We start from the raw sequence: 22,175 nt of genomic DNA, 5'->3' as shown, positions 1-22,175 counted from the left end.
CCGGCGCTCAGCGGCTCTCCCGCCTCACCATGAAGGCGAGTTTCTCGAACAGGCTGACATCCTGCTCGTTCTTGAGCAGCGCCCCGTGCAGCGGCGGGATCAGCTTGCGCGGGTCGCGCTCACGCAGCACCTCGGGGCCGATATCCTCGGCGACCAGCAGCTTCAGCCAGTCGAGCAGCTCGGAGGTCGAGGGCTTCTTCTTGATTCCCGGAACTTCGCGCACCTCGAAGAACAGGCGCAGCGCCTCCTCCATCAGCCGTTTCTTGATGCCGGGGAAATGCACTTCGACGATCGCTTGCATCGTCTGCGCATCGGGGAAGCGGATGTAGTGGAAGAAGCAGCGGCGCAGAAAGGCGTCCGGCAGTTCCTTCTCGTTGTTGGAGGTGATGATCATCACCGGGCGCTGCGCGGCCCGAACCGTCTGGCCCGTCTCGTAGACATGGAATTCCATGCGATCGAGCTCGAGCAGCAGGTCGTTGGGGAACTCGATATCGGCCTTGTCGATCTCGTCGATCAGCAGCACGGGTCGTTCACTCGAGGCGAAGGCTTCCCAGAGCTTGCCGCGCTTGATGTAGTTGGAGATATCGGACACCCGCGGGTCGCCGAGCTGGCTGTCGCGCAAACGGCTGACCGCATCATACTCGTAGAGACCCTGCTGGGCCTTGGTCGTCGACTTGATGTGCCAGGTGATCAGCGGCGCCTTCAGGGCCGATGCGATCTCCTCCGCCAGCACGGTCTTGCCGGTGCCCGGTTCTCCCTTGACCAGCAGAGGCCGCTCCAGCCGGATCGCCGCGTTGACTGCGACGGTGAGATCCTCGGTCGCGACATAGGAATCGGTGCCGGCAAAACGCATGGAAACCCCTTCGAACGATGCGGGCGGAAGCTACGGGCCGTCTCCGGCGACGGCAAGTTTTTTGCTGGGCCCCACACCAGCGCTTGTAACGCAACCGCTTGGACCGCAAACATGATTCGCTCCCCTGAATCGGCGAGGCGAGGACAGCTTGGCAACGACGATCGATCCCTCGGCCTACAAAGACGCCATCGTCGTCCTCGCCACGGCCGGCGTAATCGTGCCATTCGCCAAGCGCTTCCGCGTCAATTCGATCGTCGCCTTCATGGCCTGCGGCGCCTTGCTCGGTCCTTTCGGCCTCGGCGGCCTCGTCTCCTCGGTGCCGCTGCTGCGCACCATCACCGTGTCTGATCCCAATGCGCTGATCGGCCCGGCTGAAATCGGCGTCGCATTCCTGCTCTTCGTGATCGGGCTTGAGCTGTCCTTCGAGCGGCTGGTGACCATGCGCCGGCTGGTCTTCGGCCTCGGGCTCGGTCAGGTCGCGCTGTCGGCCGCGATCATCGGCGGCTTCGCCTTCCTGCTGAAGCAGCCGGCAGCGGCCGCGTTGATCATCGGTTTCGGCCTTGCCCTGTCCTCGACCGCCATGGTCGTCGAACTGCTCTCGGCCAGACGGCGCATGATGACCTCGGCTGGTCGCACCAGCTTTGCGATCCTGCTCTGCCAGGATATCGCAGTCGTGCCGCTGCTCTTCCTCATCGCCGTCCTCGGCGCGCAGAATGGCGGCTCGCTGGTCGCCGGCCTTGCACAGGCCCTCGTGCACGCTTTCGCGGCGATTGCCGGCATCGTCGTGGTCGGGCGCCTCGCGCTTCGCCCTCTCTTTCGCCTTGTCGCCTCCACTGACAGCTCGGAGAGCTTCCTCGCCGCGACCCTGCTGGTCGCGCTCGGCACTGGACTGGTGGCGGCAACCGCTGGCCTCTCCATGGGGCTCGGCGCCTTCATCGCCGGCCTGCTCCTGGCAGAAACCGAGTATCGGCGCGCCATTGAAGTCACGATCGAGCCCTTCAAATCCCTCCTGATCGGCGTCTTTTTCCTGACCGTCGGCATGAGTGTCGACCCCGTTCAGCTTGCAGCTCAACCCGGGATCATCCTCGGCATTGCAGCCGGCCTTCTCCTGACCAAGGCGCTGGTTGTGTTGGGCCTGGCCCGGCTCCTGTCTCTCTCTGCCTCGACGGCGATTGAGACTGCGATCATGGTCGCGCCAGGCGGCGAGTTTGCCTTCGTGCTGCTCAACGCGGCTGTCGGGGCCAAGCTGGTCGATCACCATGCCGCAAGCCTCGTCCTTGCCGCGGTGTCCCTCACCATGGTGACCTTGCCACTATTCGCCCGCGTGGCGCGCCAAATGGCGGTGCGTTTCGCGGCACCAGTGATCCTGCCCGAGGAGGCAACGATCCTGCCGCCCGACGATCATAGCGGGCGCGCGATCGTCATCGGGTGCGGCCGGGTTGGCAGGCTCGTCGGTTCGATGCTCGAAGAGCACAAGAAGCCCTATATCGCCCTCGACTCCGACCCCATCCTGATCGCCGGTCAACGGCGCGCGGGCCGGCCCGCCTTTTTCGGCGATGCGACCAAGCCCGACTTCCTGAAACTCTGCGGCGTGGTCGACGCAAGCGCTCTGATCGTCACGATCCACAACCACCGGGCCGTCGATGAGATCGTCAAGGCCGCGCGGGCGCTGCGCCCCGAGCTCATCATTGTGGCGCGCGCCCGCGACGCCGCCCATGCCCGGCATCTCTACGAACTCGGCGTCAATGACGCTGTGCCGGAAACCATCGAAGCCAGCCTGCAATTGTCGGAGGCAGCGCTTGTCGGGCTTGGCGTGCCGATGGGCCTCGTCATCGCTTCCGTGCACGAAAGGCGGGATGTGTTTCGGCGCGAGCTCAAGCCCGCTGCTGCTCCTGCGCCTGCGCTTCCCCGGCACGGACGTTCGCGAAGGTTGTAATGCTCTGGGCCGGAACATGCTGGGAAATCCGCTGGATATGCCCATAGAATTGCTCGGCGCTGCTCTGCCAGCTGTGACGTGCGGCAAGTCCCAGGCAGGCTTCGCGCGGGATGCGCAGGGCCGCTAGCGCTGCGCGCCGCAGATCCTCGTCGAGCACGGCGGCACCACTGCCGGCAAAGACATCGCTCGGCCCCTGCACCGGAAAGGCGGCAACGGGCAGCCCGCTTGCCGCGGCTTCGAGCAGCACGATGCCAAAGGTGTCGGTCAGGCTCGGAAAGACGAAAACATCCGACGACGCATAGATCGCGGCCAGGTCGTCGCCCTCGCGCGTGCCGAGGAACGTAACATCCGGGAAAGCACGCTGCAGATCCGCGCGCGCCGGGCCATCGCCGACGACGACCTTGCTGCCGGGCAGGCGCAGCGACAGGAAGGCATCCAGGTTCTTTTCAACCGCGACGCGCCCGACGCTGAGGAAGATCGGACGTGGCAGATCGAGCACGCTTGCCTGACGCGGATGGAATTGCTGGAGATCGACACCGCGCCCCCAACGCAGGATGCGCTCGAACCCGTTCTGTTTCAGTTCGGTCTCGACTGTCGCGGTCGAGACCATGACACCGGCAGCCGCCCCATGGAACCGGCGCAGGAACTGGTAGCTCCAGCGTTCCGGGATGGGCCAGCGGGCCGCGACATATTGCGGGAACCGGGTGTGGTAACTCGTGGTGAACGTCCGCTTCTGCGCCAGGCAGACGGCGCGGGTCAGCCAGCCGATCGGCCCTTCCGTCGCAATATGGATATGGTCCGGCCCAAAATCGGTGATGCGCCGGGCGATGGCGCCCTGCGTTGCCAGCGCGATGCGGATATCGGGATAGGATGGCAAGCCAATCTGCCGAAATCCCTCGGGCGTGAGCATATGCGGCGTCACCCCGAATGACGGCCCCGCCTCGACCATCCGCTCCAGCGACCGGACGACCCCATTGATCTGGGGACGCCAGGCGTCCGTCGCGATGAGGACGCGCATCAGGCGGCCTCGCTGACCAGAGCCGGCAGCGGGAGCGGCCGCACCGGCTCGCTCTTCAGCCGGTATTGCGGCCAGCGAATGACCTCGAAGCGGCCGTCATGGTGCTCGACCACCGCCGTGCAGCTTTCGACCCAGTCGCCCGTGTTGATGTAGGTGAGCCCGTCGATCTTGCGATGTGCGGCGTGGTGGATATGGCCGCAGACGACGCCGTCCGCACCATGGCGGCGGGCCTCGGCGGCAAGGCAGGTCTCGAACTCGCCGATATAATTGACCGCATTCTTGACCTTCTGCTTGGCCCAGGCCGAGAGCGACCAGTGCGGCAGATGGAGGAGACGACGGACCTTGTTGACGACCGTATTGGACGCAAGCGCAACCGTGTAGGCCCAGTCGCCCAACAGAGCGAGCCATTTTGCGTTGCGCACGACCAGATCGAACAGATCGCCATGGATCACCAGCAGGCGCTTGCCGTCGGCAGTCTCATGCAGCGCATGGTCAGCGATGTGGATTCCGCCGAACTCGCTACCAGTGAAGTCGCGGAGGAAATCGTCGTGGTTGCCCGTGATGTAGATCAGCCGCGAACCCTTGCGCACCTTGCGCAAGAGCTTCTGCACGACATCGTTATGCGCCTGCGGGAAGTACCAGCCGTTCTTCAGCCGCCAGCCGTCGATGATGTCGCCGACGAGATAAATCTGCGGAGCATCATAGGCCCGCAGGAATTCGAGCACGAGATCGGCCTGTGCTCCGCGCGTCCCCAGATGCAGGTCGGAGATGAAGATGCTGCGAACCTGCTTCGCCTCGTCCTCGTCGCTCATGCCGCCAGCCCATCTTGTTGCATTGCTTGGGGCGTGTGTCTGATTTGCATTGCGCTTTGATGACGCAGACCTCAATCCGTGGTTCTGCTCAGCTGAACATCAGCCAAAGCTCGGGAGAAACGCGATGGATTTGGGTATTGCCGGCCGGACGGCCATCATTTGCGCCTCGAGCAAGGGGCTCGGCCGGGGCTGTGCCGAGGCTCTCGCGGAGGCTGGATGCACCGTAGTCATCAACGGCCGCGACGCGACCACGCTGGAGGCCACGGCAAGTCAGATCCGGGCCAAATATGGTGCAACCGTGATCGCGGTCGTTGCCGACGTCTCGACCCGCGCTGGCCAGGACGCGTTGCTCGCCGCGGCGCCGGAGCCGGACATCCTGGTCAACAACAATGGCGGCCCGCCGCCGAAGCCGTTCCGCGAAGTCTCGCGCGAAGCGCTACTCGAAGGCGTCATCCAGAACATGGCGACGCCGGTCGAACTGATGCAGCGTGTCGTCGACGGCATGATCGCGCGCGGCTTCGGCCGCATCGTCAACATCACCTCGATGAGCGTGCTGACCCCCTTGACCGGGCTCGATGTCTCGTCGGGCGCACGCGCCGGTCTGACCGCCTTCTTCTCCGGCGTCGCCCGCGAGGTCGCCTATGCCAACGTCACCATCAACAACATCCTGCCAGGCATGTTCGATACGGATCGGCTGAAGGGCTCGACCACCAAGATGGCGGCGATCAAGGGGATCACGCCCGAGGAAATGACGAAGGGCCGCATGGCCGAGATCCCGGCGAAGCGCTTCGGCAGCGCCGAGGAGTTCGGCAAAGCCTGCGCCTTCCTGGCAAGCGCCCATGCCGGCTACATCACCGGCCAGAACTTGCTGATCGATGGCGGCGTCTTCAAGGGAACGTTCTGAGACGGGGCAAGGCCAGCATCTGCCCCGGCGAGCCTTGCTGTCCGGGGCAGGAATTCTCTCCCAGTTCCTGCCGCGCAAGACCCGCATCCAGCGCCCTTCCCCGGCACGCATGCGTCGCTGCGGGCATCAGGGTTGCAAGCATTGCGCTTGGACCGGACGCGCGAACGTGATCTAGAGGGACCAAGTCTTTTATAAGACTCTCTCCCCCGACACGTACGCGCAGCACCGTTGTCTCCTCTCCTCGGCATCACGCTCAAGCTGATCTCAGCTTTGTCCTTCACCCTGATGTCGGCTGGCATCAAGGCGATCGCGGCCCGTTATCCGACAGGGGAACTCGTCTTCGTCCGATCCTTCTTCGCGCTGATCCCGCTGCTGCTCTGGCTCGGCTGGCGCGGCGAAATTCCGGCTGCCCTGATGACCAAGAACCTGCGCGGCCATTTCAAGCGGGGAGTGATCGGTTCGACCGGCATGTTCTGCGGCTTCGTAGCCTTGAGCTTTCTGCCGCTCCCGGACGCGGTCGCGCTCGGCTATGCCGCGCCGCTCGCAGTCGTCGTGCTTGCAGCGCTGGTGCTGAAGGAGCGTGTCCGCATCTATCGCTGGAGCGCGGTGACGATCGGCTTCATCGGCGTCCTGATCATGCTGTCCCCGCATCTGGGCAGCTTCCAGATCGCTGGCAGCAATGCACCGGCAATCGGCGCGGCTTTCGGCCTTGCAGGCGCCTGCTGCTCGGCTTTTGCCTCGATCGAGGTGCGGCAATTGACCATGACCGAGCGCACCGGCGCGATCGTCTTCTATTTCACGCTGATGACCACGACGCTCGGCCTCTTCACCATCCTGCTCGGCTGGCGCATGCCCGATCTCCAGGATGCCGCACTCATGGTCGCGATCGGCATCCTTGGCGGGCTCGGCCAGATTTTCCTGGTCCAGGCCTATCGCTACGGTGACGCCTCGCTGATCGCGCCCTTTGAATACTCGACGATGCTCTGGGCCGTTACGATCGGCTGGTTCGTCTTCGGCGACTGGCCGGCTTCAGCCGTGCTCATCGGCGCGGCCATCGTCATCGCGTCCGGAATCTATGTGATCCTGCGCGAGAAGCAGCTCGGTCTGCTCAAGCGGGAGACGCGCGAGGTCGGCCCGACGCGGGCGACCTGAGAACACGCGCAGAATTGTGTGAAAGGCCCCCCGACGAGGCCGCCCTCGGCCGTCGCCCGCCCCTCTCCGGCTTGCTCCTTCCAACTGGAACAGGCATTGTCCGGTTAGACAAACGTTTGTTCGCTTCCGCAAACGAACAGCATTCGTGTGACAGGTATCAGGATGGGTATCGAGACCAAGGAACGTGGCGGGCGCGAGCTCGAATCCGGAGCCCAGGTCATCTCGGGCCAGCTCGGCAAGACGATCCAGCGCCTGCGCAAGGCCTATAATCTCTCGCTTTCCGAGCTCGCGGAGCAGTCGGGCGTTGCCAAGTCGATCATCAGCCAGATCGAGCGCAACGAAACCAACCCGACACTGGCGACGATCTGGCGGCTCTCGCAGGCCCTCGACATCTCGATCGAGCGCGTGCTGTCGAGCGGCGAAGAGGAAGCCTTCATCGACAAGACCACCCGCGCCGACACGCCGATTCTGGTCTCAGAGGACGGCAAGCTCAGGCTCGCCATCATCGGATGGATCAAGACGGTCGAATGGCTGCAATGGTACGACGTGCAGGCCGAACCCGGCGGCGAGCTCGACTCCGAAGGTCATCAGCGCGGCTCGATCGAATCGCTCTCCGTGACCTCCGGCGAGTTCGAGGTCGAGGTCGGGGACGTGATCCAGCGCGCCAAGGCCGGCGAGACGCTGCGCTACCGCTGCGACCGCCGCCATATCGTCCGCTGTGTCGGCGACCAGCCAGGTTCGGCCCTGATGGTCTGCATCCTCAAGGCGGCGGTGATGGAGTGAGCTCCTAGCCCCCACCCCGCGGCCGTCATCCCGGGCGCTCAAAGGCAGATCGGGATGACATCGCGAACGCAAGCGGAACTCGCTGGCGCGGCTCATTCAGCCTTCTTGGGCCGTGGCGGGCCGGCAACCGCCGGCAGTGACTTGATGAACTCCGCCATCGCCATCCGATCGGCATCCGACAGCTGCGCGGTGTTGCGCACCACTGCGGTCATGCTGCCGCCGACGCTGTCGAAGCTCGGAGTGAAGCCGGTCTTGAGCATTTCGGCGATCTCCGACTTCGACCAGTTCGCCAGCCCATCGGCATGCTGTGTGATGTTCGGCACGAAGCCCTTGCCCTCCGGGTCCGGGCCACCGGCGAAGCGCGTCGCCTGAATGATCGCGCCCAGAGCATTGCGGTTCGAATGACATTCGGCGCAATGGCCCGGCCCCTGCACGAGATAGGCTCCCCGGTTCCACTCCTCGCTCTTTGTCGGGTCTGGCCGGAACGGCGTGCCATCGAAGAACAGCAGTTTCCAGCCCCCGACGGCGCGGCGGATGTTGAAGGGAAATGGCAGATCATGCCCGGGCGCACGTCCTTCGACCGAAGGGAGGGTGCGAATATAGGCGAAGAGATCGGCCAGCGCCTTGGGCGGCATCAGCCGGTAGGAGGTATAGGGAAAGGCCGGATAGTAATGCTGCCCGGATGGCGACACACCGGTCGCCATCGCATCAACGAAGTCCTTCACGCCCCAATTGCCGATCCCGTCCCGCGTATGCGGCGAGATGTTGGGTGCGTGGAACGTGCCGAAGGGCGAGGGCAACGCAAGCCCACCGCCAAGCCGGAGCTTGTCGTCCTGCCCGGGCGTTGCATGGCATGAAGAGCAGCCTCCCGCCGCAAAGAGCAGTTTGCCATTCTCGACATCCGGCGGCGGCAGAGTGCCGATCTCGGGCGCGGGCGAAACGACGCGCGGGTCGGTGAGAACATAGAAGCCGGCTAGTCCCAACAGGATGAAAATGCCGAGCGTGAGGAATAGGCGGCGCATCAAGCGTTTCCCGGTTTGCTGGTGCCTCAACGTTTCGAGGACTTCAAAGGTTCGAATCGCAGAGCTGACAAGAAAGGGCGGGCCCACTGTGGAGCCCGCCCATCAACCCATGTTCGACCGCGTGACGCAACCGCGCGGCGCAGCCGAGCTTACTTCTTGATGCGGTAGACCTCGTGGCAGGAGCCACAATTCTTGGTCGCGGCGCCAAAGGCAGCCCGGAAACTGTCGAGGTCCTTGGCGGCGGCGGCACCGGCCACGGACTCCGTTTCGAACTTGGCGAGTGCGGTCTTGAAGCCGGCCTGATCTTCCCAGATCTTCGGCGCCGCCGTGGTCTCGCCGCCGGTCTTTGCCGTTTCCGGGAACAGAGGCGGCAGTTTCTTGGCCGCGTCGGCATAAACTTTGAAGATCGTCTGGACCTTGGTGGCATCAAACGCTGCCTCGCCCTTGGCGATAGCCGCGCCCTCGCGCGTTGCCGCCCCAACGGCCTTCATCGCGTCGCGGCGCTGGGCGATAGGATCAGACTGCGCGACGACGGCCGAAAGGCCGAGAATGAGGCCAGCAGCAACGACTACGGTACGGATCATGCGCGACTATCCTTTTCGGGGAGATGCGGTGCCGACAGGCTCCGCTTAGAACTCTTCCAGATCAGCCCATTCGCATGACAGCGCCAAGTCGCATTTTCGTGAACGCACCGGAATTTAAGCAAATCTATCTGGCGCAGCCACGGACAGGCAGTCGCCGCCAACGTTGCGGGAGCCTGGAACGGCCGCAGTGCAGGGCAAAGACAAAAGGGCGGGCTCCAGTATGGACCCCGCCCTTCACCTCATGTTCGACCAGGTGGTATCTCTGCGGTGGCCCAGAGAAACCTATTTCTTGATGCGATAGACCTCGTGACAGGCACCACAGTTCTTGGTCACATTTCCAAAGGCGGCGCGGAAGCTGTCGAGGTCCTTGGTGGCACTCGCCGCTGCCACGGTGGCCTCCGTCTCGAGCTTGGCGAACCCAGCTTTGAATCCGGCTGGATCATCCCAGATCTTAGGTCCGGCCGTGCTCTCGCCGCCCGTCTTGGCAGTGTCAGGGAAAAGGCCAGGCATCTTCTTGGCTGCATCAACGTAGACCTTGAAGATATTCTCGCTCTTGGCCGCGTCAAAGGCTGCCTCGCCCTTGGCCATGGCCGCGCCATCGCGTGTGGCGGCGCCTACTCCCTTCATCGTGTTGCGACGCTCGGCAATCGGATCCGATTGGGCAATTACGGTCGAGAGCGTCACAACTAGGCCGGCGGCAACGAGTACGGTGCGTATCATGCGTAAGCCTCCTCCCGAAAAGCGCGGCGTCGAGCGCGCCGCTTAGAAGCTTTCCAGATCAGCCGATCCGCATCACGACGCCAAGTCGCATTTCCGTGATCACATCGGAATTGGAGTGGCTTATGTCCACATTACTGCTGATAGCCTGCAGCTCTCAACGCCCCGAACACCTTCTTGGGCGTCGCGGGCATATCGATCGCCCGGATGCCGGCTGCGCGGTCAAGCGCGTCCACCATCGCGTTCATCACCGCCGGGCAGGCCCCGATCGCCCCGGCCTCTCCGGCGCCCTTCACGCCGAGCGCATTGGTGACACAGCGGACATTGCGGGTCTCGAAATGGAAGCTGGGAACATCGACCGCGCGCGGCAGAGCGTAATCCATGAACGTCGCCGTCAGCATCTGGCCGGAGCTATCGAAACGAATTTCCTCCATCAGAGCCTGGCCAATACCTTGAGCGGCACCACCATGGACCTGGCCCTCGAGCATCAGCGGGTTCAGCGTCACGCCGAAATCGTCGACCACGACATAGTTGGCGATCTCGGTCGCGCCGGTACCGGGATCAACCTCCAGCTCGCAGATATGCGTGCCATTCGGATAGGTCGCTTCCGGTGGCGTCCAGCTCTGATGGACCCTGAGCTTGTCCGCCGTCGCTCCAGGCAACGCGGCAATGGCCTTGAGGTCGAGCGCCTTGTCGGTGCCGACAATCCGCACCGCGCCATCGACGATCTCGAGATCACCGATGCCGGCCTCGAGCTTCTCGGACGCGAGTTGCTTCAGGTTCTCGGTCAGGATCGAGGATGCCTTGTCGAGCGCAGCGCCCCCAACCGGAATGGAGCGCGAGCCGCCGGTGCCGGATCCGGTTTCGACCCGGTCGGTATCGCCCTGAATGACGCGGATGCGGTCCATCGGGATGTCGAGATGCTGCGCGACGAGTTGCGAATACGCCGTCTCGTGCCCCTGCCCGTTCGACTGGGTGCCGATCAGCACGGTCACCGTGCCGTCCTTCTCCAGGATGACGGTTGAACTCTCCGGGCCGCCGCCGCCGCAGGCCTCGATATAGCAGGCCATGCCGATGCCGCGGATCTTGCCGGCCTTGGTCGAGGCCTTGAGACGCGCCTTGAAGCCCTTCCAGTCGGCGACATCCATGGCGCGGCGCATATGCCCCTCGAACTCGCCGGAATCATAGACTGGCCCGGTCTGGGTCGAATGCGGCATCTCCGCCGGCTTGACGAAGTTCTGCGCCCTGACAGCGTCCGGTGTCTTGCCGGTCTCGCGTGCGATGGCATCGACCAGCCGCTCGATCAGGTAGGCGGCCTCCGGACGCCCGGCTCCGCGATAGGCATCGACCGGCGTGGTGTTGGTGAAGACCCCACGAAAGCGCACATGCACGGCCGGGATATTGTAGCAGCCCGGCGTCATAGTCGTGCCGACCCAGGGGATGAAGGGTCCGTACTGCGAGAGATAGGCGCCCATTTCCGCAGCGAGGTCGACCTTGAGGCCAATGAACCGGCCTTGCTTGTCGAGCGCCATCGTGGCCGTGGTCAGGTTGGCGCGGCCATGCGTGTCGGCGAGGAAATGCTCGGTCCGGTCCGCGACCCAGCGCACCGGACGTTTCAGCTTCTCGGCCGCCACCATGGTCAGCGGGTATTCGCGATACATGAAGATCTTGGTGCCGAAGCCGCCGCCGACATCGGGCGTGATGACGCGGATGCGCGAGGGGTCGACCTTCAGGATGTAGCCGGCGAGGATATCGCGCGTGCCATGGCTGCCCTGACTGCCGAGCGTCAGCGTCCAGCGTTTCGAATCCTTGTCGTATTCGGCAATGCAGGCGCGCGTCTCCATGTAGTTGGAGGCGAGACGGTTGTTGACGATCGTGACGGAAACGACGCGATCGGCCTTGGCGAAAGCCTTCTCGGTCTTCTCCGCATTGCCCTGCTCGGCCTCGAACGCGACATTGCCCTCACGCCCCGGCCAGACCTGCGGTGCCTTCGGAGCGAGCGCTTCGGCGATGCCGGTGATCGAGGGCAGGACCTCCCAGGCGATATCGATCGCCTCGGCTGCGTCGCGGGCCTGGCTCAAGGTCTCGGCAACGATGAAGGCCACCGCTTCGCCGACATGACGCACCGTATCGGTCGGCAAGATCGGCACCGGATTCGGCTCCACCGATTCGCCCGAAACCGTCTTGATCAAGCCTTTGCAGGGGATGTCGCCGAGATGCGCGACATCCTCGCCGGTCAGGATCAGCTTCACGCCGTTCATCTTGCGGGCGGTGTCCTTGTCCCGGATCGTGAACTTCGCATGAGCGTATTGCGAGCGTAGCACGAAGGCATGCAGCGCTCCCTCGACGGCGATATCGTCGGTATAGCGCCCCGTCCCGGTGGTCAGGCGGTGATCCTCGACCCGGCGAATGGGCTGGCCGACTCCGAACTTCATGGGGCGCATGGGCTTACATCCTTGAAAGTACGAAAATCTCGAAACCGTCGCTTAGGAAACTGGAGCAGGATCGGCGTCGCGTCAGCCCCCGGAGGCAGAAAGCTGCGATGCATGACGCGCAAGGCTTGGTCCTATTGCTCGACGGGCTGGCCGTGCATCGCCCAGTCCTTGAAACCACCGCGATAATGGCTGTCGATATCGAGCCCGGCCGACTGCGCGAATTCCAGAGCCCGCAGCGAGCGCACTCCGGCCGCGCAGGAGAACACGACGCGCTTTCCAGGAGGATTGGGCAGGTCGGCGGGGTTGAATTGGGACAGCGGCCGCGAGACCGAGCCGGGAATATGTCCGGCCGCGAATTCATGCGGCTCGCGCACGTCCACGATCAGAATGGAATCAGCCGCGAGCCCGGCCTTGATGTCGTCGATGTCGAGATCGTTCACGGTCACTGCTGCCATCCAGTCCAGGCTAATCCAGTAGCTTCACCAGATAGAGCGTGAGGGCCGGAAATGCCACCACGATGCCGAGCCGGATGACATCGGAGAGCACGAAAGGCAGCACTCCACGGTAGATTCGCGTCACCGGGACATCACGAGCCAGCGAGGCGACGACGAAGACATTGAGACCGATCGGCGGGCAGGTCATCCCGATGCCGACCACGATCAGGACGAGGATGCCGAACCACATCGCGATATCGTCGACAGGCATGCCGAAATCGAGTGCGGTCACGATCGGGAAGAACACCGGCAGCGTCAGCAGGATCATGGCAAGTTCGTCCATGACGCCGCCGAGCACGATGTAGAAGACGAGCAGACCGATCAGGACCGAATAGGGTTGCCAGCCGGACGCCGCGATCATCTCGGCCGCAGCGGTCGGCACCTGGGTCAGCGCCAGGAAGGCGTTGAAGATCTCGGCCCCGAGCAGGATCGCAAAGATCATCGCCGAGGTCTCGGCCGTCTGCAGGATCGCCTCGCCGATTGCCTTCAAGCCGAGCGTCCGCCGGAACACGCCGATCATTAACATGACAAAGACGCCGACCGAGGCGCCCTCGGTCGGGGTAAAGATCCCACCATAGATGCCGCCGACCACGACCAGCGCGACCAGCATCGCCGGAATGATACCAAGCAGCGAGACGAGCCGGTCGCGCCAGGCGATCCGCTGATGCGCCGGACCGAGCGTCGCGTCGAGCCGGGTCATGATCGCGATGGTGATGCAATACATCGCGGCCGCCATCAGCCCAGGAATCAAGGCCGCCTTGAAGAGCTTGGCAATGTTCTGCTCGGTCGAAATCGCATAGACGACCAGGATCACCGAGGGCGGGATCAGGATGCCGAGCGTGCCGCCGACGGCAGTAACGCCACAGGCGAAGCCAGGATCGTAGCGATAGTGCCGCAGTTGCGGCAGCGCCGCGCGTGCGAAGGTCGCCGTCGTCGCAACCGAGGACCCACAGATCGCGCCGAAGCCCGTGCAGGCCCCGATCATCGCCATCCCGAGCCCACCACGACGGTGGCCGACAAAGGCCGAGGCCGCCTTGAACAGGTCGGACGCCAGGCCCGACCGCTCGGCGAAGGCCCCCATCAGCACGAAGAGCGGAATCACCGACAGCGTGTAGTTGGCGAAGATCTGATAGGGCGTCGTCTTGATGTAGTTGAGGAATGGCTCGAGCCCATTGAGCTGGATATAGCCGAGGCCACCGACCAGCATCATCGCCAGCCCGATCGGCAACCTGACGGCCATCAGCGCGAGAAGCGCGATGAAGCCCGTGACGGCGAGGGTAAAGCCGCTCACGCGCGCGCCCTCACCAGCCGGCTGGCGCTGACGAACGAGGTCAGCGAAACCAGCGCAGCAAGCGCTGCGCAGATCGCGATCGGGAGATAGCTCGGCAACTGCAGCACCATCGTGTTTTCGCCGCTCGCGAAGGCCGCCAGCGCGCCGGCGGCGAGTCGCCAGGCGACCAGCGCCATGACCAGGCCATAGACGACGTCCCAGAGCGCATCGATTGCCCTTTGCCAGCGCAAGGGCAGCTTCAGCGTGAAGGTATCGACGAAGATGTTGCCGCGCCGAAGCTGGCAATAGGGCAGAAAGCAGAAGGCCGCGACCGCCGTCGCCATCTGCACCAGCTCGAAATCACCGGGTACGCCGGCCGCGCCGATCAGGTCGCTGCGCAAGGTCACGCTGACAACCACCATGGTCGCCAGCGCAATCAGCAGAACGCCACCCGCGATGGCGATCCCGCGCACCAGAGCATCGAAGCCCGGCGTCGTTGCTTCCCCATCTCTGACCGACATGATGATGATCCGCCGTCAGGCCGCCTTCTCGTGCCTGGCCAGCGCCGCCTTGGCGCTCTCCAGCAGCTTCGCCCCGTCGAGTCCCTTGTCCTTGGCGGCCTTGATCCAGCCGTCGATCACCGGCTCGGTCGTCTTGCGCCAGCGCGCCGCTTCGGCTTCGTCGAGTATGGTGATGGTATTGCCGCGCTTGCGGACCATTTCGGACACCACGACCGCCTGCTCGTCCCAGACCTTGCCGGCCATGGCAGCCGCGGCGGCCCCGGAGTTCTTGTCGAGAACCGCCTTCAGGTCGGGCGCGAGCGCATCATATTTCGCCCGGTTCATCGCCAGGATGAAGGTCGCGACATAGAAGGTCGGCGAGCCTGGAATCTCCGTGTGATACTTCACCAGTTCCTGGACCTTGATCGACGGCACGACCTCCCAGGGCACGACACAGCCATCGATGACACGCTGCGCCAGCGATTCCGGCACCTGCGGGATCGGCATCCCGATCGCATTGGCGCCGAGCGCCCGCAGCGCTTCGCCGGCAAGCCGGGTCGGGAAGCGCAACTTCAGACCTTTCAGGTCCTCCATCGTCTTCACCTGCTTGTTGGCATGGATCAGCCCGTGATCATGCGCCCAGAAGCAGATCGGTTTGACGTCTTTGAACTCGTCCTTGAGGTTCTGCTCGGCGTAGTCCGTCAGCGCCAGCGAATTGACCAGGGCGCGCTTGTTCGAGACGAAGGGCAGCTCGAAGGCCTCGATGCCGGTGAAGCGTCCCGGCGTATTGCCGGGCAGCGTCCAGACGATATCGGCAACACCGTCACGAGCCTGGTCGAAGAGCTGCGGCGGCGTTCCGCCAAGCTGCATCGACGGAAAGATGTCGATCTTGATGCGGCCATTCGATTCGGCCGCGACCTTGTCGGCCCAGGGCTTCAGGAACTTGGAATGGCCGTTGGCGACGGGCGGCAGGAAGTGATGCATCTTCAGCGTCACCTCCTGGGCATTGGCGCGACTGACACGCATAACGGCCGGCGCGGCAACGGCCGAGCCGGCAAGCGTCAGGAATTTGCGGCGATCAAAACTCATTCATCCCCTCCCCAGAGGCCTGCCCAGGCACAGCATGACGGGCCATTCCCATAAGGAATGCCCTGTCTGCCTTATTGGTATGACAGATGAGCGCCAAAGCGCGGCTGACGCAAGAGCCGTCCGCTTGAAATTGACGCGGTCTCGACGAGCATCAGAGCGGCATGCGGGCCATGCCGCATGCCGTTACTTCGCTAAGCCGAGCGCGGATCAGGCCTTGGGCGGAATACGCAGCACCCAGCCGGGCAAGATCAGATCGGGATTCTTCACCGGCGGCGTATTAGCCTTGACGATCTCGGTGTATTTGGCGCCTTGTCCCTTGCCGTAATGCTCCTCGGCGATCTTCCAGAGCGTATCGCCCTTCTTGACCGTGTAGAACACGGCAGCGGGCGCTTCCTTCGTGACCGCCAGGTCGGACTCGACCTGCGCAACGCCCGTCGTGTTACCGAGCGCAAGAATGATCTTCTCGGCCTCTTCGGTAGAAACCGCCTTGCCGGACACCTTCACCTTGTCGCCGTCGATCTGGATATTGACGTCGGAGGGCAGCCCGTGCCCGGCCAATTCCTTCTGCAGGGCGTCGGGCGTCGCCGCCTGTGCCGAGCCACCGAAGATCTTCGCACCGGCTTCCTTGATGAAACTGAACAGACCCATAGCTTATCCTCCAGTGTCGGGGCTGGTATGAAGCCCGCTTGCCCCTGCAAGTTCAAGTTGAATTGCGTGATGCCGGCAAAGGGGGCGATTTGCCGGCAGGTTTCACCATGACATGGCAGCTTGCGCGCTGCGGCAGCTTCCCTCCGTGCCTGCGGGGTGGCAAGAAGCTCGCGTCCTCAACGGAAGGCCCTTCCCATGCTCACCTTGGCCCAGGCCCAGACCATCCTCGCCAACACGCTCGCCCATGCCGAGAAATCCGGGTTCAAACCGCTCGCGATTGCCATCATCGATGCGCGGGGCGCCCAGAAGGCCTTTGCGGCACAGGACGGCACCAGCCTGAAGCGCGGCGAGATCGCACTCGGCAAGGCGTATGGCTCCGTGGCGCTCGGCCTCGGGTCGCGCGCGCTGCACAAGATGGCGCTCGACCGCCCCTATTTCATTGAAGCAGCAACCCATGCGGTCGGCGGATCGCTCGTGCCGGTCCCGGGTGGTGTGCTCATGCGCGACGGAGCCGGCGTGCTGCTTGGCGCAATCGGAATCTCAGGAGACACCTCGGACAACGACGAGGCTGCGGCCATCGCCGGGATCGCGAGCATAGGCCTTGTTGCTGACACGGGCGCCTGAAACAGGAAATTCTTCTCTTTTCCGGCTACCGCCTAAGCTTGGGCGGGGGTTTTCATTGCATCGCAGCAGGATTTGCTGCATCGGCTCCCGCGCATGGCCGCAGGGAACACCCCGAGGGAATTCACGATGAGTGCCGAAATTGCCAACGAGAACGTCGCCGAGAGCGAGGTCATCGAAACCGACGTCGTGATCGTCGGCGCGGGTCCGTGCGGCCTGTTCGCGGTGTTCGAACTCGGCCTGCTCGATATCCGCGCCCATCTCGTCGACATCCTGCCGAAGGTCGGCGGCCAATGTGCCGAGCTCTATCCGGAAAAGCCGATCTATGACATTCCCGGTTTTCCGATCGTCACGGGCCAGGGTCTGGTCGATAACCTGATCGAGCAGGTCAAACCCTTCGGCCCGACCTTCCATCTCAACCAGATGATCGAGTCGCTCGAACCGACCGGCACGGCGGAGGCGCCGCGCTTCCGGGTTCGCACCGATGCCGGCACCGTCTTCAACACCAAGACGGTGCTCGTTGCCGCCGGGGGCGGATCGTTCCTGCCGAAGAAGCCGCCGATCCCGGGGATCGAGGCCTATGAAGGCCACAGCGTCTTCTACGCTGTGCGCAAGATGGAAGCCTTCCGCGACCGCGAGATCCTGATCGTCGGCGGCGGCGATTCCGCACTCGACTGGACCCTGAACCTGCAGCCCCTCGCCAAGCGAGTGACGCTGATGCACCGTCGCGACGATTTCCGCGCTGCGCCGCATTCGGTCGAGCAGATGCGGTCACTGGTCGCGGACGGCAAGATGGATCTGAGGATCGGCCAGGTCACCGGGCTGAAGGGCGATGGTACGGCGCTGCAAGCCGCGATCTGCCGTGACAACGCCAACGAGGCCTTCGAGGTCTCCTGCAATACCCTGCTGCCGTTCTTCGGGCTGACGATGAAGCTCGGCCCGATTGCGAGCTGGGGTCTGAACCTGCACGAGAACCTGATCCCGGTCGACACCGAGAAGTACGAGACCAATGTGCCGGGCATCTTCGCCATCGGCGACATCAACACCTATCCCGGCAAGCTCAAGCTGATCCTCTCGGGCTTCCATGAGGCGGCGCTCGCCGCCCAGAAGGTGCACCGCTATGTCTATCCGGAGAAGCGGCTGACCTTCCAATACACCACCTCCTCGACCAGCCTGCAGAAGAAGCTCGGCGTCGCCTGAGGGCTAGGCAAAGCGAAGCCCGCAAGGCTTCGCCTCGAACAATTTGGGTCCGGCGATGCGTTCGTGTCGCCGGGCTTTTCTTTGGGGGGTGCGATCTGACGCATCGGCCCGAAAACTGGATTGCCGTTTTCGGGAAGGCCGATCCAGACGCGGAAAAGGGCAGACCATCGGACCGGATACGAGATCCGGTCCGATGGTCTAACGAACCAGGGTCGCAGTCTGCGGCGCTTGGCCGTGATCGCGGCTTTCGAACCAGCCGCCATCTTCATAGAGACGCGGATTGGGCGCCGTGCCGGATCCAGCCGCGACGCGTGGCTCGGCAGCCGAAGGCACCTCCTCCGGCACGATCGGTTCGACGCGATCGCGCAGCTCCGCGATGGCGCCCTCGACCGGCTTGAAACTGAAGCGCACGGTATGCGTCCCCGCCGGCACCTGCACGGCGCGAAACAGCACATTTGCCCGCAGGATATCAACGTCCGCACCGTCGAGCTCCGCCCGCCACCATGGATGCCAGATGTCGTTGAGCAGGACGAAGCCAGGCTTGTCCGTCGTGACCGTGATCTCGACTTCGGTGTTCTGATAGCGCGTCAACTTGACGTCGGCTTGCGCCGAAATCGGTCCCTCCGGCACCGCATCCGGCGGCACGCTATCGAGCAACACAACCTGCTGCGGATCGATGTCGGGCCACTGGCCCGCAGATTTCATGCCGTCGAAATCGGCAAGCTGCCAGCCACCGACGAACATGGCGCGCGGCAAGGCCCGTGGGTTCTCGTAGATGTAGCCGTCCCCCGTGAAGGCGACGAGCTTGAGATCATCCGATTTCAACGCGTGATCGACCTGGCCGATCGGAACGCGCGTCGCGATGTAGCGCAGGCCAAGGAGATCGGCGAGGCGGCAGCGATACGAGGGAAAAAGCGGCGTGAACTTGCGCTGGTCGGGCGCAGCGATCGAGTCCCGCGTGCCGACCGCATCCGAGAAATCGGCCAGCCGCAACGGATTATAGCCGAGCGTATGGTCAAAGCCGTGAACCATCCCGACATTCGGCCATTCGAACCCCATGCCGAGCAACTCGACGCGGTCGCGGCGTGGCGAACCGGCCGGCTGGGCAACCAGTTGCTTGAGAATGTGGACGGTCTCGTTCTTCGTCTCCTGACGGAGCACGTCGTAGAGCTGCGGCGACAGTGCAGTCGAGTCGTTGGGGCCGTTATTGACGCCAAGATCCGCGCCGACGACGCCGGCGACCAGGAGCACGCTGGCAAGCGGCGCCAGCGCTCCGCGCCAGCGCGTCAGCACGACCAGGACCAGCCCCGCACCCGCAAACCAGAAGGCAGCCGACAGGCTCGGCCACCAGGCGTCGGCAAGGTGCCCCTCGCGCTTCGAGATGAACAAGGCCGCGGCGACGAGCGCAGCGATGACCACTCCGGCAAGACCGAGATCGCGATGCAGTGAACCGAGACGCTCCTCGCTCAGAATGCGATGCAGCACGTATCCTGCGAGCAGCGCACCAAGCGCGCCGATCAGGAAGGTCGCATCGGCCGGGCGCCGGAAGACCTTCACGCCTGGCAAATACTCGTAAGCCGCCTGAAACAGCGGCGTGTAGCGCCCGAGCGCAAACAGAACCATGAAGACGAAGAGCAGCGTCAGCGGCCGGATCGCCTTGTCCCAGAGCCAGCCGCGGCTCAAGCCCGGCGCGATCAGGAGCAACAGCGGCAGCGCCCCGACATAGACCTGCCCCATATTCTGCGACAGGAAGAGCTCCTTGGCATCCCAGACCGGGCTGTAGGGCCCCCAGAAATCCACGGCCGGATCCCGCGCGCCGAAAAGATCAGCCACGAAGGCGGTCAGCAGCGAGGCCGGATGCAGCGAGCCGCGCCCGGCTTCGATGAGATCGACCTCTGGACGAGTCGTCGCCTCGGCGAAAAGCCAGGTCCAGATCAGCGGCAGCAGAATCGTCGCAAGCCCCGTGACGCTTGCGACCGAAATCGATGCGAGGCTCGCCCGTACGGCGGCCCAGCCGCCGGAGAACCAATGCGCGACGACCATGCCGATCAGCACATAGGCGCCCAGCAGCGCCACCTGATCGGGCTCCAGCACCATCATGCCGGAGGCAAAGCCGGCAAGCGCACCCGCGCTTAGCGACCCGCGCTGAAGCATGCGCGCCGTCAGCCAGAAGGCGATCGCAAAGAACGCAAGACTCGCGATCTGGCCGACATGCTGCACACGCCAGGCCGCCGAGGCGCCAAAGGCAAAGACGAGAGCGGCAAGCAGGCCGCCGGCAGGGTGCCAGCCGCGATCGCGGAAGAACATCAGGAAGGCGAGCCCGCCGGCGAGCAGGTGCGCCAGCACATAGGCATCCACCATCCGGAAGCTCGGCGATGGCGTCAGCAGCGCAAGCAGGATGGCGGGCGAGAAGATCAGGGATTGCGGATCGGCAACCTGTGGCGAGCCGCCGAAGACATTATGCGTCCAGAACGGCGACTGGCCGCTATGCAGGGCCTGGGCGAGAAACTGGATCTGGGCCTGGAAATGCGCCTTGGCATCGAAGGGAATCGTGACCGCCCCCGACAGCCAGGGCCAGCACAGGATGCTCCACGCACAAACAAATCCCAGGGCCGCCAGCCAATAGCCGGCGACCTGCCCTTCAAACCGCTTCACCCGGACCCCCAAGGTCCCCCGGCACGGACGGCCCCGTTGTGGGAACCTTCTTCCAGCCCAGTCAGTATTGCTGACCTTGCCAAGGCCCACGTGAACCGAAACTGAATGGGTTCACATTTTCGTGCGCCGGTCGAAAACAGGCTGAACGCTTTCGAAAGCCCGGAGGCCTCAGCGCTGCGCGGCGAGCCAGGCTCCGAGTGTGCGCCGCTCAGCCTCCGTCATGCCGGTCAGGTTGTTGGGCGGCATGGCATGGGTCATCACCGCCTGCGTCCGGATCGCGCGGGCCTGAACGGCGATCCGCTCCGGCTCATGCAGCCAGATTCCCTTGGGCGCGATCTGGATGCCGGGCCAGGACGGTTCCGGCGCGTGGCACATGGCACAGCGCCCGGTCACAATGTTTGCCACCTCGGCGGGCGGCAGGTTCATTCCTGCCAGAAGTGCCGGTCTGGCCGGCTCGATGGCCTTCAGGCCTAGCCGTTCGCGCCCGCCTGGCGACGATGTCATCGCCAACCAGAAGGCGAGCCAGAGCGCAACCAGTGCAACGGCCCAGGTCCACCATGGCGATTTCGCGTGGTCGGCATGGCGGACATTGTAAAAATGCCGGACCAGCGCGCCGGCGATGATGATCAGCGCCACCAGGGCCGGGATGATCGCCGAATTCGCATAGGTGACGGGGTAGTGGTTCGACAGCATCAGGAACAGCACCGGCAGGGTGATGTAATTGTTGTGCGTCGAGCGTTGCTTGGCCTGCTTGCCCAGTCGCGGATCGGGCTTCTCGCCGGCCGTCAATGCGGCGATGACCTTCCGCTGGTTCGGCATGATGATGAAGAAGACGTTGGCGGTCATGATCGTCGCCATCAGCGCACCGGTATGGATCAGCGCGCCACGCCCGGAGAAGACCTGGCTGAAGGCGTAGGATGCGGCAATGACGTATCCGAAGCCGAGCAGGCCGAGCACGACCTCGTTCTTGCCCAGCGGGGACTTGCAGAGCCAGTCATAGAACAGCCAGCCCAGCGCCAGCGCGGCGATGCCGATCGCGCCCGCAGCGAAGGGCGATAGGGCCATCACCGCCGGGTCGATCAGGTAGAGTTCCGACTGAGCGTAATAGACCCAGACCAGCAGGAAGAAGCCCGAGATCCAGGTCCAGTAGCTCTGCCATTTATGCCAGGTCAGCTCCTCCGGCATGCGCGGCGGGGCGACCAGATATTTGCGCATCTCGTAGAAACCGCCGCCATGCACCTGCCAGGCGCGCCCTCCCGCACCTGCAGGGATATCGGCCTCGGGCCGCAGGGACGCGTCGAGATGAATGAAGAAGAAGGATGCGCCGATCCAGGCGATCGCCGTGATCACATGCAGCCAGCGCAGCAGCATGCCGCCCCATTCGAGCAGATAGGCGTCAAGCATGGGAAAGCCCCTCTCCCGCAGGGCGCACAATTGATTGACAGGGCCGAATCCGGGATGGAACCTTCATGATGCGTCCAG

General features: G+C 64.1%; 20 protein-coding genes. 6 read left to right on the top strand and 14 right to left on the bottom strand.

What is annotated here, in order from left to right; genetic code table 11:
* Positions 1 to 7: 7 nt before the first annotated feature.
* On the bottom strand, positions 8 to 853 hold the full coding sequence (locus BIWAKO_RS18740; protein ID WP_069879943.1) for an AAA family ATPase: 846 nt from the start codon (positions 851 to 853) through the stop codon (positions 8 to 10).
* A gap of 148 nt (positions 854 to 1,001) precedes the next feature.
* Between BIWAKO_RS18740 and BIWAKO_RS18735 the strand changes: the two genes are divergently transcribed.
* Positions 1,002 to 2,789 (top strand): cation:proton antiporter domain-containing protein, encoded by a 1,788-nt coding sequence (locus BIWAKO_RS18735; RefSeq protein ID WP_069879942.1) that lies wholly within the window; start codon positions 1,002 to 1,004, stop codon positions 2,787 to 2,789.
* Here the strand turns inward: BIWAKO_RS18735 and BIWAKO_RS18730 are convergent.
* Both BIWAKO_RS18730 and BIWAKO_RS18725 read right to left on the bottom strand, forming a co-directional pair.
* Complete coding sequence (locus BIWAKO_RS18730) at positions 2,728 to 3,807, bottom strand: glycosyltransferase family 4 protein (RefSeq protein ID WP_069879941.1); 1,080 nt, start codon at positions 3,805 to 3,807, stop codon at positions 2,728 to 2,730. The two genes, BIWAKO_RS18735 and BIWAKO_RS18730, sit on opposite strands and share 62 nt — an antisense overlap.
* On the bottom strand, positions 3,807 to 4,619 hold the full coding sequence (locus tag BIWAKO_RS18725) for a UDP-2,3-diacylglucosamine diphosphatase (protein ID WP_069879940.1): 813 nt from the start codon (positions 4,617 to 4,619) through the stop codon (positions 3,807 to 3,809). The genes BIWAKO_RS18730 and BIWAKO_RS18725 overlap by 1 nt, the downstream gene beginning before the upstream one ends.
* Positions 4,620 to 4,743: 124 nt before the next feature.
* Between BIWAKO_RS18725 and BIWAKO_RS18720 the strand changes: the two genes are divergently transcribed.
* The 3 genes from BIWAKO_RS18720 (at position 4,744) to BIWAKO_RS18710 (ending at position 7,458) form a co-directional block, all read left to right on the top strand.
* A complete protein-coding gene (locus tag BIWAKO_RS18720; RefSeq protein ID WP_069879939.1) occupies positions 4,744 to 5,523 on the top strand; it encodes an SDR family oxidoreductase in 780 nt (259 codons plus the stop codon).
* 228 nt (positions 5,524 to 5,751) lie between these two features.
* Entirely contained in the window at positions 5,752 to 6,675 is a 924-nt protein-coding gene (locus BIWAKO_RS18715) for a DMT family transporter (RefSeq protein ID WP_069879938.1), read from the top strand.
* Between the two features lie 162 nt (positions 6,676 to 6,837).
* Entirely contained in the window at positions 6,838 to 7,458 is a 621-nt protein-coding gene (locus BIWAKO_RS18710) for a helix-turn-helix domain-containing protein (RefSeq protein ID WP_043237595.1), read from the top strand.
* A gap of 92 nt (positions 7,459 to 7,550) precedes the next feature.
* Here the strand turns inward: BIWAKO_RS18710 and BIWAKO_RS18705 are convergent, their stop codons facing one another.
* The 9 genes from BIWAKO_RS18705 to lysM form a co-directional block, all read right to left on the bottom strand.
* Positions 7,551 to 8,480 carry a c-type cytochrome gene (locus BIWAKO_RS18705; RefSeq protein WP_084651565.1) on the bottom strand — a complete coding sequence of 310 codons (930 nt, stop codon included), beginning with the start codon at positions 8,478 to 8,480 and terminating at the stop codon, positions 7,551 to 7,553.
* Positions 8,481 to 8,629: 149 nt separating this feature from the next.
* Positions 8,630 to 9,064: a c-type cytochrome gene (locus BIWAKO_RS18700; RefSeq protein ID WP_069879936.1), complete on the bottom strand. Its 435-nt coding sequence runs from the start codon at positions 9,062 to 9,064 to the stop codon at positions 8,630 to 8,632.
* A 282-nt stretch (positions 9,065 to 9,346) separates the two neighbouring features.
* A complete protein-coding gene (locus tag BIWAKO_RS18695) occupies positions 9,347 to 9,784 on the bottom strand; it encodes a c-type cytochrome (RefSeq protein WP_069879935.1) in 438 nt (145 codons plus the stop codon).
* Positions 9,785 to 9,915: 131 nt separating this feature from the next.
* On the bottom strand, positions 9,916 to 12,225 hold the full coding sequence (locus tag BIWAKO_RS18690; RefSeq protein ID WP_069879934.1) for a xanthine dehydrogenase family protein molybdopterin-binding subunit: 2,310 nt from the start codon (positions 12,223 to 12,225) through the stop codon (positions 9,916 to 9,918).
* 122 nt (positions 12,226 to 12,347) lie between these two features.
* On the bottom strand, positions 12,348 to 12,671 hold the full coding sequence (locus BIWAKO_RS18685; RefSeq protein WP_371332002.1) for a rhodanese-like domain-containing protein: 324 nt from the start codon (positions 12,669 to 12,671) through the stop codon (positions 12,348 to 12,350).
* A gap of 10 nt (positions 12,672 to 12,681) precedes the next feature.
* Complete coding sequence (locus tag BIWAKO_RS18680; protein ID WP_074471576.1) at positions 12,682 to 14,001, bottom strand: TRAP transporter large permease; 1,320 nt, start codon at positions 13,999 to 14,001, stop codon at positions 12,682 to 12,684.
* Positions 13,998 to 14,501 carry a TRAP transporter small permease gene (locus BIWAKO_RS18675; RefSeq protein ID WP_069879933.1) on the bottom strand — a complete coding sequence of 168 codons (504 nt, stop codon included), beginning with the start codon at positions 14,499 to 14,501 and terminating at the stop codon, positions 13,998 to 14,000. The genes BIWAKO_RS18680 and BIWAKO_RS18675 overlap by 4 nt, the downstream gene beginning before the upstream one ends.
* 15 nt (positions 14,502 to 14,516) lie before the next feature.
* Entirely contained in the window at positions 14,517 to 15,569 is a 1,053-nt protein-coding gene (locus BIWAKO_RS18670) for a TRAP transporter substrate-binding protein (RefSeq protein WP_069879932.1), read from the bottom strand.
* Between the two features lie 207 nt (positions 15,570 to 15,776).
* Positions 15,777 to 16,217, bottom strand: a complete 441-nt coding sequence (gene lysM / locus BIWAKO_RS18665; protein ID WP_069879931.1) for a peptidoglycan-binding protein LysM — start codon at positions 16,215 to 16,217, stop codon at positions 15,777 to 15,779.
* A 195-nt stretch (positions 16,218 to 16,412) separates the two neighbouring features.
* Here lysM and BIWAKO_RS18660 point away from each other — a divergent pair, with 195 nt between their 5' ends.
* Positions 16,413 to 16,841, top strand: coding sequence for a GlcG/HbpS family heme-binding protein (locus tag BIWAKO_RS18660; RefSeq protein WP_069879930.1), 429 nt, complete (start codon positions 16,413 to 16,415; stop codon positions 16,839 to 16,841).
* A gap of 126 nt (positions 16,842 to 16,967) precedes the next feature.
* Complete coding sequence (locus tag BIWAKO_RS18655) at positions 16,968 to 18,038, top strand: NAD(P)/FAD-dependent oxidoreductase (protein WP_069882607.1); 1,071 nt, start codon at positions 16,968 to 16,970, stop codon at positions 18,036 to 18,038.
* A gap of 198 nt (positions 18,039 to 18,236) precedes the next feature.
* Here the strand turns inward: BIWAKO_RS18655 and BIWAKO_RS18650 are convergent, their stop codons facing one another.
* Entirely contained in the window at positions 18,237 to 20,693 is a 2,457-nt protein-coding gene (locus BIWAKO_RS18650; protein ID WP_069879929.1) for a glycosyltransferase family protein, read from the bottom strand.
* A 168-nt stretch (positions 20,694 to 20,861) separates the two neighbouring features.
* Positions 20,862 to 22,097 carry a urate hydroxylase PuuD gene (locus BIWAKO_RS18645; RefSeq protein WP_069879928.1) on the bottom strand — a complete coding sequence of 412 codons (1,236 nt, stop codon included), beginning with the start codon at positions 22,095 to 22,097 and terminating at the stop codon, positions 20,862 to 20,864.
* Positions 22,098 to 22,175 lie beyond the last annotated feature (78 nt).

The organism is Bosea sp. BIWAKO-01 (assembly GCF_001748145.1).
Taxonomy (GTDB): Bacteria; Pseudomonadota; Alphaproteobacteria; order Rhizobiales; family Beijerinckiaceae; genus Allobosea.
Note: the sequence above shows the minus strand (reverse complement) of the source record. Positions and strands in the feature narration are given on the sequence as shown.